Origin of the sequence: Pseudarcicella hirudinis (assembly GCF_900115665.1) — a bacterium.
GTDB lineage: Bacteria > Bacteroidota > Bacteroidia > Cytophagales > Spirosomataceae > Pseudarcicella > Pseudarcicella hirudinis.
The window spans coordinates 40,757-53,882 of the sequence record NZ_FOXH01000001.1 but is presented as its reverse complement, the minus strand read 5'-3'; the positions used below and the strand labels follow the sequence as shown (position 1 = coordinate 53,882).

Below are 13,126 nucleotides of genomic sequence, written 5' to 3'. Positions count from 1 at the left end.
ATTCCGGAAATATTCCAAAAGGCATTTCCGGATTGTATTTCCTGTAAATAATTCAATTAATACATTAGCATAAAATTTCAGGTCCTTAGTTATTCAGCATTTTTTTCAGATAAGCCGGGTAATTCTCCCCCTCCGCTTTCCCGTCTCCTATGGTGATGCTGTCACCAAAACAAACGATTTTCCCCGACTTAAATTTATCTGACAGATAAGCATAAACTGCTGTGGCAATTACTTTATATCCCTGTGCAGTCGGATGAACACCATCGGTACTCTGGCTATTTGCCTCATTTTTAATCAGACTGTCAGGACTCAGTCCGACATTCCCGATTTTCTGAAAAACCTGGTGAATATCAAGGAATTGAAGATCGTATTCCAGAGCCAGTTTTCTGATTAATTCATTGACTTTAGCCTTTCTTTGAAAATGCCCTTCCGGTTGGTAAAAATCAGGGTTATGCCTTTTAAAAAGATAGGGCTCATAAACTGGTAAAATCGTCATGAGTAAAATACGGCTGCCCGATTGCTTTATTATTCCGATGATTTTCCGAAGATTAGTTTCATATTCAGCCAAAGGAATATATTTCCGGCTGTTCATGTCATTTGTTCCAATCATCAGAATCGTAAGATCGGGGTGATGGGCCATACAATCTTTCTCAATTCTGTTCAATAAATCAATTGTATTATTTCCTCCGACTCCCGCATTAATAACCTCAATTGTTTCTGTCATTCCTGTAACTTTTACAGGTTTTTTCAAGGCGATCGGAATAGCCAGAGAAGTTTGTAAAAATTTTCGACGAAGCATAGTTAATTCATTTGTAAAATACCCTTTCTCTTTTCGGAAAACAGAAGGGCTTCCGAAAAAACCCTTCTTCACAGGCAGGAGGTAATCAGGTATTTTTGTTTACCGGAAAATTAATATCCGGGATTCTGTTCCAGTTTAGGATTCACATCTCTTTCTCCCTGAGGAATCGGCAATAAATAATGTCTGTCCTCCACAAGAATAGAGGGATTCTGAGCTTTCATAGCACTTAAAAGACGTTTGGTTCTCATCAGATCATAGCGACGATGGCCTTCAAATGCCAGTTCCAGCCTTCTTTCTACTAAAACGCTGTCGCGGAACTGCGCCTGACTAAGATTTTCTGTAAGGTTTGCTAAACCCGCTCTGCTGCGAATCCGGTTAATGCTTTTATATGCTTCGGAATTATTAGCAGCTTGCTCATTAAGTGCTTCTGCATACATCAGCAATACATCTGAGTAGCGGATAATCGGATAATTATTACTGCCATCTCCCTGAGAAGTAGATGAAGGATCAAGGTATTTTGCTACATAACAGGGATAAATTACACTGGCAGGCGCAGCGGGGTTTCCGGTAGCAGAATAAAGTCGCAGTGTAATATCCCGGCGTTTGTCTGTCGGTTTGTAAGCATTATATAGGTTTTCGGTAGCCGGGTCATCTCCGAAACCTCCCACTCCGTTAACTTTATCAAAGGTCGGACGCATATATCCGGCCATAAAACTACCTTCTCCAAAACCTCCGCCAAGTGCCTGCACCTCGAAAACAGCCTCTTTCCCGTTTTTATTTCCGATGACAAAAGCATCTGCATAATTTGTCCAGAGGTCGTAAACGCCAAGATCTATTACTTCTTTCGCTTTGGCAGAAGATTTCGCCCATTCCTGACGGGTAAGATAAACTTTTGCCAGAAAAGCCTTTGCTGCTCCTTTGGTAGCTCTGCCTTTATCGGCTCCCGAATAACTTACAGGCAGGACATTCTCTGCTTCGGTAAAATCCTGAATAATCTGTTTATACACATTTTCATCTGTTTCCCGGGCAACAGCCAGGTCATTCAAAGAAGTTGTTTCCTTCAGTACCAAAGGCACTCCTCCAAAAAGTCTGACCAGGGTGAAATAGTAAAAACCACGCATAAACTTAGCTTCTGCAATCAAACGGTTCTTTAAATCTGTATCCATCGAAATAGCCGGCACTCTGCCTATAACTGCATTAGATCTGTTAATACCCTGATAAACAGTTGTCCATAATGATTGAAATGTGGACGTAGTGGGCGTAAAAGTATACTTATCCAGATCATTTTTAGCCTGATTTGCTGTGTTTCTTCCATTTCCCCATTCAGCATCATCGGTAGATTGATCCTGAATAATCCACATAACCTGACCATACATGTTCGGGGAATTTAACGGGTCATAAGTACTGCTCATGGCAGCAATAGCATCGGCCGAATTTTTATAGAAATTATCCGGCATAAAACTGGATTCCGGTTTCTGGTTCAACACCTCACAGGATGATGCCAGTCCTGATATTAATATGAATAATGAAAGTATTGTTATGTTTTTCATATCTCTCAAATGATTTTGTCAAATTTAAACTGTCTAGAAACCTACATTTAACCCAAACATTAATGTTTTGGCTGCGGGATAACTTCCGTAGTCAAATCCCTGACTGCGTCCATCCTGTCCAAAACGGTTCACCTCCGGATCATAACCTGAATAGGCCGTCCAGGTAACAAAGTTCTGTGCAGTTGCATATACCCGCAGGGATCTCAGTTTTAATTTGTCAAGAATAGTATCTGGAAAATTATAAGCTAATTGAACATTTTTCAATCTCAGATAAGAACCGTCTTCAATCTGACGGGTAGAAATCCGGTTAGCTGGTCTGCTGGCTGTGGCTCTTGGAATATCGGTATTTGTATTTGTCGGAGTCCAGCGGTTCAGCACATCAATATCCTGGTTATTTGTACCACTCAGGTATTCCAGCTCAAACCGATTGGCATTCAGTATGCTGTTGCCATATACTCCCTGAAGAAATACTGTAAGTTCAAGACCTTTATAAGAAAACGTGTTTGTAATACCTCCGATAAATTTAGGCTGTGCTCTTCCGATGATTGTCCGGTCATTATCATCAATTTTCTTATCACCGTTCAGGTCCATATATTTTCTGTCTCCCGGTTTCTTTCCAAGCGGATCAGATAAAGCCGCCACTTCATCAGCACTCTGATAAAGGCCATTCGTAACATATCCGTAGAAAGAACCTAATGGCTCACCTACTCTGATAATTCCTGAATTGACATTCTGGGCAATATTAGCTACTTGTCCTGCAAAAATCTGTGGAGCTCCCCCGATTGACAATACAGTATTCTGATTAGAAGCATAGTTAAAATCTGTTGTCCATTTGAATGCTCCGGTAAGGTTTCTGGATGAAATTCCTATTTCAATCCCTTTATTCTCAACTTCCCCGATATTTTTCAGTGCGCTGGTATATCCGGAAGTACTCGGAATCGTGACATTTAACAAAAGGTCTCTGGTTCTTTTCAGGTAAACATCGGCGGTAAGTGTAAACCTGTTTTTCAGGAAACCTACGTCAATACCAAAGTCAGACTGAGTAGTAGTCTCCCATGATAAATCGGGATTCGCTACCTGCGAAGGGCCGATACCTGTCGAAACAGCTCCTCCCAGAATATAATTCTGTGTTCCCAGCAATGAGTTGGCAGGATAATTTCCAATGCCGTCCTGATTTCCGGTAGTACCAATAGAAGTTCTGACTTTCAGATCGCTGATATAAGTGGCGTTTTTCATAAAAGACTCCTCAGAAGCCCTCCAGGCGAAAGCAGCAGAAGGGAAATATCCGTATCTTTTATTAGCTCCGAATCTTGAAGAACCGTCTGACCTCAGAGAAGCTGTAAAAAGGTATTTTTCTTTCCAGGCGTAATTTACTCTGGCCAGATAAGATTGCAGTCCCCATGTTCCGATACCTGAAGAAGGAATAAGAGGTACTGAACCGGAACCAAGATTTCCGGAACCCAGGTTGTCATTTACGAAGTTGCGGGCAGAAGCAGAAGAATTTTCCACACGATTAGCCTGCTGGGTAAATCCCAGTAACACTGTCAGGTTATGATCTTTTGCAAGTGTTTTGGAATAAGTCAGCAGGTTTTCATTTAACCAGGTGATTGACTGGCTGTTTCCAATATAACCTGCCCCACCCTGAGACAACCCGCTCTGCACACTTCTGGGAAGATAGCTGTCAAGCTTGGAAATAATGCCATCTATTCCAAATAACACTTTTAAAGTCAACCCATTAATCACCTGATATTCACCAAATACATTTCCGAATATCCGGTTCGAGGTATTAATACTCCGGCTATCATTTACAAGTGCAGCAGGGTTATCGGCAATAAAAGTCAATAAAGGGCTGTTTACAAGGTAAGTCCCGTCAGGATTATAAACCGGCAGAATCGGAGGAAACTGAAGCGCATTCATGGTTACCAGCCCTGCACTTCCCAGGTCGCCACCAGTTCTGGCCTGATTGGTATAAGTACGGCTGATATTCAGACTGGTTCCTACCTTTATTTTGTCGGTCAGTTTTCTGTCCAGGTTAACTCTGAAGGAATAACGGTTGAAGTCTGAATTTACGACAATCCCTTTCTGGGTAAAATATCCTCCTGAAATAGCATATTGAGTTCTTTCGTCTCCCCCGGTCATGGTAAGCTGATAATTAGCAATGGGGGCAGACCTGAAAATCTGATCCTGCCAGTCGGTTCCCTGTCCGAAAGCAGCTACCTGATCCGGAGTATAAACTGCCGGGCGGCCATCATTGGTATTGGCATCATTTACAAAAGCAGCATATTGAGAAGCATTCAGTACGCCATATTTCTTTCTTACACTTTGTGTACCATAATAAGTTTCAAAATTGATGGTTGATTTTCCCGCTTTTCCTCTTTTGGTGGTAACAATAATTACTCCGTTTGCTCCTCTCGAGCCATAAATTGCAGTAGAAGAAGCATCTTTTAAAACACTGATCGACTCTATGTCACTTGGATTCAGGGTACTTAATACATTAAAACTGGTACTGTTATCTGCTCCGTCGTTTTTAAAAGGGATTCCGTCAATCACATAAAGCGGCTCATTATCTCCCTGAATAGAGTTACCTCCTCTGATTCTGATGGTTGTGGTAGCTCCGGGTGCGGCCGAATTTTGTGTAATCTGTACACCTGCTGCCCGGCCCTGTAATGCCTGATCCAATGAAGTAACTGCCACTTTCTTCATTTCATCTACCGAAACCGTTGAAACCGCTCCGGTAAGGTCCGTCTTCTTCTGAGTGCCGTAACCTACCACTACAACTTCATTGAGCGAGGTATTATCGGTCTTTAAACTTACATTTATCTGTGTCTTATTTTCAACAGGCACTTCCATAATCTGATACCCTACCGAACTGAAAACCAGCACACTATTCTTACCAGGTACCGCAATTGAGAAATTCCCTTCACTATTTGAGATCACTCCTTTCTGCGTACCCTTTATTATGATATTTACTCCCGGCAGCGGTTCATGAGTCTGGGCATCTGTAACTTTTCCTTTAACGGAAATATCCAGGATATCGATCACGTTCTCACCGTCGAGCAGAACAGGCTCTATGGAAGCCCTTTTTTCCTTACTTTTTGTCAGAACGATTTGTTCATTTATTACCCGGTATTCAATATTCTTCGATTGCAATAAACGATTCAGTACAAGCATCAGCCGCACATTTTCTACGGAAAGACTTACTTTCTCATCCAGTCTGATCCTTGTACTATAAACAAATTTGACATGTGTTTTTTCCTGAATAAGATTAAAAGCTTCTTTCAGGGAAACATTATTCAGATTAATACTTATTTCAGTATTCAACACAGCCTGGGCAGCACTTTCACGGGCATAGCTTACACTTGCCAGCGTAACGATAAAAACCCATTGTAACAAACTGATACGCATAATTTTTAGCCAATTAATTGACTGATTAATTGTAATTTTTTGCATAATTTTGATGGTCTGATATTTAACGGATAAAACATGGAGCTCCCGACCCAAAGGTAGGACTAAGGGTTATTTCAGGGAGTGAAATTTAAAAATCGGATAATGGGCGTGGTGGCACACGCCTGTTTTTTAGGGTGGGGGCTTGGCTTTTCTTACGATCATATTTTTATGGGAAAATATTAATCACATCCCGCTCCTTCTAAAATCAAAGTTCCTTCCGAAAACGTGTAGGTGGCATCTAACGAAGTACAGAGTAACTCAAGAATTACGGGCAATGATTGATTATTGAAATCAGCAGTCAAACGGCATTTAAAAACAGCCTGATTGAATACTTCTATTTTTACATTAAATTTCTTCTCTAACTGTTCCAGTACCTCTTTAACCGGAGTTTCATTGAACTGGATTGAAACAGGTTCATAAATTTCTCTCTGTGGTTTTTCAGCAATTCTTGAAACGGTTAATCTGTTGGACTTTATGTCATAAAAAACCTCTTCTCTGGGTTTCAGAATAACTCCGAGGTTTTTACTATCATCTTTTATCCCTTTTACCGAAACGCTTCCGGTTACAACTGATACATTAAAAATAGACTGATTGGGTTTTGCTTTAACGTTAAAACTGGTACCCAATACACGGATAAGCATGTTATCACTTTTGATATAAAAAGGTCTTTTTGCATCCCGGAAAACCTCAAAGAATCCTTCTCCTTTAAAAGAAACTTTTCGCTCATTTGCTTCAAAAGCCTCGGGATATTCTATTGCCGCCTGTGGATGCAGCCAGACTTTTGTACCATCCGGAAGGTGGTATTGAAACAGCTGAGTCTGGGTATTGACAAAGCGAATCATTTTAACGTTCTCTCCCGAAACCTTAGAAAGCAAGGTATCTCCCAATTGCCTTTCAGGATTATATATCCATAAAATCCCGAGAACCAGCAATACAGAAGCAGCTATTCCCAGAGACCAGGCCAGGGATTTATTAAAGCGGAAAACCTGCCTTTCTCCGTGAACTGTCAGGTCTAAACGTTGATGTATATTATCAAGCGTTTCTGCTTCCAGTACACTGCGGTCAAGTGCAGAAAGTGCGGATAAATAATCTTTATTTCCCTGAATGGAATTGTACCAGTTTTCTACGAATTTTGTTTCCTCCTCAGAACATTTTCCTTCCAGGTATTTATTGAGCAGCTCCGGGTCAATCTGATTTTTATTCTGCATGCAAAAAGTACAAAGTTTTCTTGAATGAATTCCTTTTGTATCTATGTCAGTTCCCGAAAGTGTTTACCCTTAGTCTGAATGGAAAAATTTTAAATTATTTTACAAAAAGAAAAAGCCAGAGCAGATTCATATGCGTTTTCAGCAACAATCGCATGATGCGAAGTGCTTTGGTAATATGTTGTTCTACGGTTTTGGGAGAAATGCCAAGTTTTTCGGCTATTTCAACATTTGAATAGCCATTTCTGCTTAGCGTGAATACTTCACGGCATTTTTCCGGGAGATGGGCTAAAGCCTGATGATAGGATTCCTGAAGATCGTTGATTGCAATCTGCTCATTGGTTTCATTGGTGCTATCACCTTTCAGGAGGGAGAATTTTTCGGTATGCTTCTGGTAGGCGAGTTGTTTTTTTAACTGATTAATAGCCAGGTTGCGGATGGAAATAAACAAATAGGCCGGAACTGACTGGGAAATTTCTATTTCATGTCTTTTTTGCCAGAATTCAACAAAAAGATCCTGAACCGTTTCCTGGGCCATAAATCTGTCATGAAGTTTTTCATAGGCATGATTATACAATTTATTGAAATACCTTCGGTAAAGCTCATCAAAAGCCTTTACTTCATTCGATTTCACTAAAGCAATCAGCTCTGAGTCTGTATAAGCACGAAACATCTGGGCCATCTTTAATCTGATATTAAGAGATGAAAAGACAAATTCATTATTGAATCCCGAAAATAAAGAAAGCGTAAAAGTAGTGTTTTCTAATGACAAAATAGACTATTCTCTGAATAAAAAGGAAATTTTCAAGACTTTTACTTATTGAGGAAATAGTCTTTTTTAAAACGTGGAAGCCTGAGACCATATCCGGTTGATATATTCTCAGGCTTCCACGGAGTTGGCAAAATCAGAACGTTTTGCTGGCTAACCCGCCTTTGGCACTATCCACTTCCACGGTATATCTATCACTTTTGCCCTTCACAATCCAGCGTACTTTTACATTACCCAGACCGGAGATATTAGTAACTTCCAAAGTCTGAGGGGTAAATTTCTGTTCTTTGGTAATATTCAAATCTTCATTTTCAACCAGCATGCCTGCTACTACATTTGCGTTTTTCAAGGTAATATAGTCAGGACGCTCTATTTTGTATTTTACGTCATGAGCAGAATGCGTAGGAATTACCTTCTGATTAAATATCGTTGCTGTAATTTCCGTCAATCCGCCAGCCAGAGGTTTTTGTTTTAAATCCAGTACTTCCAGTTTAGGCATCTGTGAAGCATGAAGAATCGTAAAAGCCATGTTGCGGTGCGCATCTTCTTCCAGCATAAAACCAGGGTGAGCTCTTACATAGTTTTTCTTAGGCCCCCCGATCTCAATATCACCATATTGAGGATGTTTAAATGGTTTCCAGGTAACATAAGCATCATCAAAAAGTAAAAGCTTGCTGAACTCGTCAAATTCATTGTTCTGATAACGTCCTTCTTCAGTATTTTTATTGAATAACTTATATGACGTAAGTAGTTCTGTCGAGAAAGTAAAAATTCCTCTTCCTAAAGCCATCCAGTCTATTTCTCCGCCGTAAACTGTATATAAATCTTTGTAAATCACGAAATATTTATACCCAGGGTTCATCTTCTCTCCGATTTTGCCAAAATAATCATACACTGCGGCATCCTGGGCTACATAAAACGGCGCATCTTCCTCTGCACCCGGACCTCTCAGAAACATTCCTCCGTAATTATGGTAACTCTGCGCTCCGGCGATATTGGGATGATTCATAACAAAGTTCTTGATATTCTTCGTTTCAGGAAGCGTTCCGGGATAGTAAAGTGCCCCTCTTTGAATATAATCCGGCTGCCAGTTCCAGCCCCAGTCTCTGTTCGGATCATAATATCCTGTTACATCTTCATTCACCTGACCGTCTCCATCATTATCGAGTCCCTCATAGCCCAGCATTTCATAATCGCCCTTTTCATCCTGCTTAACCTGAATCATACGCTGAGGATTCTCAGGATCAATTTTCCATCTTCCGGTTGCCGACTTCCTTCTCATCAAAACAATGTTACCATCTCCGTCGAGGTCATCATATTTATCCTCATCAGCCACACCATCTCCGTCATCATCCAGCGCCATCATGCCTGAACGGGGAGAATTAGCATTATTCGGGTTTTTCAGGAAATCCTCACGAGCATCAGGGTTAATTGTTGGCGTAATATAAAAAACCTTATCCTGTAATAATTGCTTTACAAAAGGAACACTTGCAAAACTTTCGGCCAGATACCAGGCAGTGTACATTGAAACCTCTGTTCCCTGAATCTCATTGGAATGGATATTGCCGTCGATATAAAATCCTGGTTTACGGTTTGCCGTTCCGGTTCTAAAATCTGTGATAGTTAAAACCCACATATCACGTCCCTGATACGACTTACCCATAGATTCAATTTTCACAAGGTCAGGATAGGCTTTAGCCAGATCCTGACAGAATCTGGAAATCATGGCGTAGTCATTGTAATGATTCCACGACATTTTAACTTTCGGGTTAGCAGGAGAGCCTATGGCTCTTAGCCCAATAAGGTCATCATTCTGTGCTTTTTCCTGAGAAAAAACCGAAAATGAACATGACAAAAAGAATAGAAAAATATATTTTTTCATTTTGAATGCTGGTTATTGAAATCAAACCTGAAATTATTTATCCGGCAGAAATCAGATTTTCTTTATTTAAGATTTACAGAAACCGTTTTACTCCCGGCCGTCGGAACCCCTGACTCAATCGTTACGGAACCGCTTCCACTGATCAGCCAGGTATATTCCTGCACTTCTCCCGAAGCCAGCGCATTTCTTAAATTGATTTTCCTTCCGGAAACAATAGCCTGATTCCCAGACAATTTCAACTCTGTTTTAATCTTCTGAGCCCATCTTACTTTATCTCCTATTTCAGCAGAAGTAGGCAGCAAACCTTTGTTTATTACTTGTACTGTTATACGGGTAAGTCCGGCAGAAACCGCTTCGGATTGTACATTCAACAATTGAATTTCCGGCATCTGGTTTGCCAGTGCGGTTAAAAATTTCAAATGTTTGTCTGCAGTTTCAGCCAGAAAACTAACCGGAGGGTTCCACTTCACAAAAGGAGCAATTCCACCTACTTCAGCTTTTTTATCAGCAAAATCAGGATGCTTTACTGCCTGCCAGTTCACAAAAACATTTGGAATTTTCTGTGCTTCAGCCCATTTCAGATATTTAATATCTTCATTTTCAGTGGCAGGTACTTTAGGTGATTCTTTCTTACTGGTATCTTTTGGAGCCAGTGTTTTTGGTGTCCACCATCCCGGTGTGGCAAAGCTAAACCGTCCATAATGATAGTAAATGGTTTGCGCCAGACTTCCTTTTGTCAAAGGCAGTACTGGAGCATCTTTCAGGCCGGTTTTGGAATTGTATAATTTAGAAACCAGTTCTCCCACTGCGGCATCTTTCTCCAGCACACCGGTAATAATTCTTTTCGTTGTTTTCGATTTGTCAAATTTCACTGCTTCGGTAAGGTTATTACCCGGCCCGAAAGTCAGCACGGCAAAAATGTTAATATTCTTGTACAAAAAGTCAAGAATAGCTCTCGTTTCCGGCTCTGAGGCAGCATATTCTCCGGAACCAGCTACAAAGATAGGGTAATCATACGTTGTGTTTTTATCGATATTTACACCACCAACCCCGTCTTCATTAAATAAACCGTCTTTATCGTTATCAAAACCTTCTGTAATTAAAAGGTATTTTCCAATTTCACCTTTTGCCGGATCGGCCTTAATTAATACCCTCGGATCATCCTTACTTAGAATATATGTTCCGGCAGGATCTTCCACTCTGATCTGGGTAATTAATCCGTCTCCGTTAAGGTCTTCAAAAGGATCTTCATTCATCCTGCCATCACGGTCATCATCAGTATCTGTATCATTACCGCTGCGTTCAAATTTAACTTTGGCAGCATATTGTTCCTGTGCGTCCGGATTAACTCCCGGAACGATATAAAAAGTTTTGGTATCAAATAATTTTGCAACAGAATCACTGGCTGAACCAAGCAGCTTTTCTGCCAGCTGAACCGCTAATTCCGTTCCGGCCAGATGGGCCCCATCCACCCCGGCAATAATGGCGATGGCAGGTTTCTGAGAAACATTTCCCTTTCCGATGGTTAAAGCCCAGATATCCCTTCCGCCTTTACTCTTTCCAATAGACTGAACGGAGGCATTTGTGCCGTACCTGGCAGATAAAGCTTTTAACCTTGAAGTAAGCTGGCTGTGATTCTGATAGGCATTCTGGGCATTTGCCAATTGATTAACTGACAATAGCCCAAAAATGAGTAGTAATTTTTTCATAGAGTTTGGGATGAAAATTTAATTTTTCGCAAAATAGTATTTAGTTCAAACATTTACTATAAAACTTACACGAGTTGAGACCTATAAAGTTGATTGAGAGATGAAATCAACAAATTGACTGATAAAAACTTCAGACTATTGAATAAGCCGGATTTCATGCGGTAAAATACTCTTCAGCTAAACTGGTTGATAAAATGCGGGAAAGCAAAACTTTTATAACAAAAATGGCTGCTACCGAAACTTTGTATCTTTATGATTCAAGACACAAAATTCCGATAACAACCGATTCATTAATTGAAATTAAATATATATATAAGCGTAGAACTCTTTATTTAAAAGCTGTAAATCCATCTTTGTATTATAAATCTACTTTACAAACATACACAATTATCCAACAATCACTTCGGCAATATTTTACCACTTTCATAATTAATGAACCAATTAGCATTTTAATTAAATGAAATAGCTTTTTCTACATAAATATTATCAAAATAATATCATAAAATATAGTATTACTTTACTAAATATTACAATTACTATCGAAATATTCCGGATAAATCAGCCATAGATCGTATTTAAGCGATACAAACATTTCCGTTTTCTTTATCTGCAATGTTCCTTTATCAGACATTTCCACTAATCTAATGCTTATCTTTGAGCATAAAATAATCACAAACTTAAAGAACCATCAGCATTGAAAGCACTATGTTTTAACTCCTTCGGAGGGCCTGAAGTTTTATATTACGGAGAGGTTCCCGAACCTGTTATCGGAGAGAATGAACTCCTGATAAAAAACAAAGCAATCGGCCTGAACTTCGCGGATATTTACAGAAGAAAAGGAAATTATCACCTTACCGGAAAAACGCCTTTCATTGCCGGTTATGAAGGAGCGGGTGAAGTTGTCAGGGTTGGTCGTAATATCACAGATATACAGATCGGAGACAGAATCGGTTTTGCCGATGTACCTTTAGCCAATGCGGAATTTGTAGCAGTTCCGTATGAAAAGGCTATTCCGCTTCCAGATCATATTTCTTTTGAAATGGCAGCAGCATCTCTCCTGCAAGGCTTAACGGCTCAATATCTTATCAGCGACAGTTATACTGTAAAGTCCGGAGATACGGCACTGATTCATGCCGCCGCCGGGGGTGTCGGACAGTTACTGGTTCAGCTATGCAAACATTCAGGTGCTAAAGTAATAGGTCTCACCTCTTCTGAAGAAAAACGGCAAACGGTACTGAATACAGGGGCAGATGAAGCATTGTTATATACAGATGACTGGAAAAAACACCTTAAAGAACAATCAAAAGTTGATGTTGTTTTTGAAAGTATCGGCTCTACTTTGATGGACAGCTTTGAGGTAACAAAAGTAAGCGGGACCGTTGTTTTTTATGGCTTTTCCGGAGGAAATCCTCCGCTTATAGACCCCCGTATGCTTATGGATAACTCCCAGACACTCACAGGAGGAGACTTATGGAGCTACCTGACTTCAAGGGAAGAAAGGCTAAAAAGGTCTTCAGTATTGTTTGACTGGATCTCAAAAAATATAGTCACAATTAATGTCAGTAAAACATTTGCACTAAGTGACGGAGCTGCCGCGCATCAATATTTAGAAAGCAGAAAAAGTACCGGAAAAATATTATTGATTCCCTGAGTAATTTTGCAAAAAGCAACTAAACAGCCCATTTAGGTACTTTTCTGATTTATTTCTATTCGTATGAATAAAGGTATTCAGAGGAATGGGGACTAAACACAGGTAATGTATTGG

The 13,126-nt window shown here is 40.1% G+C and carries 8 protein-coding genes; 1 reads left to right on the top strand and 7 read right to left on the bottom strand.

Going from position 1 to position 13,126, the window contains the following annotated elements; all coding sequences use genetic code 11:
• Positions 1–85: 85 nt before the first annotated feature.
• The 7 genes from BM179_RS00195 to BM179_RS00165 form a co-directional block, all read right to left on the bottom strand.
• A complete protein-coding gene (locus BM179_RS00195; RefSeq protein WP_092011909.1) occupies positions 86–799 on the bottom strand; it encodes an SGNH/GDSL hydrolase family protein in 714 nt (237 codons plus the stop codon).
• Between the two features lie 110 nt (positions 800–909).
• Positions 910–2,349 carry a RagB/SusD family nutrient uptake outer membrane protein gene (locus BM179_RS00190; protein ID WP_092010358.1) on the bottom strand — a complete coding sequence of 480 codons (1,440 nt, stop codon included), beginning with the start codon at positions 2,347–2,349 and terminating at the stop codon, positions 910–912.
• Positions 2,350–2,382: 33 nt separating this feature from the next.
• Complete coding sequence (locus tag BM179_RS00185; protein WP_229632865.1) at positions 2,383–5,799, bottom strand: SusC/RagA family TonB-linked outer membrane protein; 3,417 nt, start codon at positions 5,797–5,799, stop codon at positions 2,383–2,385.
• 176 nt (positions 5,800–5,975) lie between these two features.
• The gene (locus BM179_RS00180; RefSeq protein WP_092010353.1) at positions 5,976–7,004 is read right to left on the bottom strand and encodes a FecR family protein; all 1,029 of its coding nucleotides are present in this window, start codon (positions 7,002–7,004) and stop codon (positions 5,976–5,978) included.
• Between the two features lie 94 nt (positions 7,005–7,098).
• Complete coding sequence (locus BM179_RS00175; protein WP_143095103.1) at positions 7,099–7,683, bottom strand: RNA polymerase sigma-70 factor; 585 nt, start codon at positions 7,681–7,683, stop codon at positions 7,099–7,101.
• 223 nt (positions 7,684–7,906) lie between these two features.
• Positions 7,907–9,652 carry a M14 family metallopeptidase gene (locus BM179_RS00170; RefSeq protein ID WP_092010347.1) on the bottom strand — a complete coding sequence of 582 codons (1,746 nt, stop codon included), beginning with the start codon at positions 9,650–9,652 and terminating at the stop codon, positions 7,907–7,909.
• 62 nt (positions 9,653–9,714) lie between these two features.
• The gene (locus BM179_RS00165) at positions 9,715–11,361 is read right to left on the bottom strand and encodes a M14 family metallopeptidase (protein ID WP_092010345.1); all 1,647 of its coding nucleotides are present in this window, start codon (positions 11,359–11,361) and stop codon (positions 9,715–9,717) included.
• Positions 11,362–12,055: 694 nt separating this feature from the next.
• Between BM179_RS00165 and BM179_RS00160 the strand changes: the two genes are divergently transcribed.
• Complete coding sequence (locus BM179_RS00160; protein ID WP_092010342.1) at positions 12,056–13,012, top strand: quinone oxidoreductase family protein; 957 nt, start codon at positions 12,056–12,058, stop codon at positions 13,010–13,012.
• Positions 13,013–13,126 lie beyond the last annotated feature (114 nt).

Excerpts from the sequence above, each read along its gene's own strand:
- BM179_RS00195 (WP_092011909.1), bottom strand. The coding sequence starts at position 799 with ATGCTTCGTCGAAAATTTTTACAAACTTCTCTGGCTATTCCGATCGCC.
- BM179_RS00190 (WP_092010358.1), bottom strand. The coding sequence starts at position 2,349 with ATGAAAAACATAACAATACTTTCATTATTCATATTAATATCAGGACTG.
- BM179_RS00185 (WP_229632865.1), bottom strand. The coding sequence starts at position 5,799 with ATGCAAAAAATTACAATTAATCAGTCAATTAATTGGCTAAAAATTATG.
- BM179_RS00180 (WP_092010353.1), bottom strand. The coding sequence starts at position 7,004 with ATGCAGAATAAAAATCAGATTGACCCGGAGCTGCTCAATAAATACCTG.
- BM179_RS00175 (WP_143095103.1), bottom strand. The coding sequence starts at position 7,683 with ATGGCCCAGATGTTTCGTGCTTATACAGACTCAGAGCTGATTGCTTTA.
- BM179_RS00170 (WP_092010347.1), bottom strand. The coding sequence starts at position 9,652 with ATGAAAAAATATATTTTTCTATTCTTTTTGTCATGTTCATTTTCGGTT.
- BM179_RS00165 (WP_092010345.1), bottom strand. The coding sequence starts at position 11,361 with ATGAAAAAATTACTACTCATTTTTGGGCTATTGTCAGTTAATCAATTG.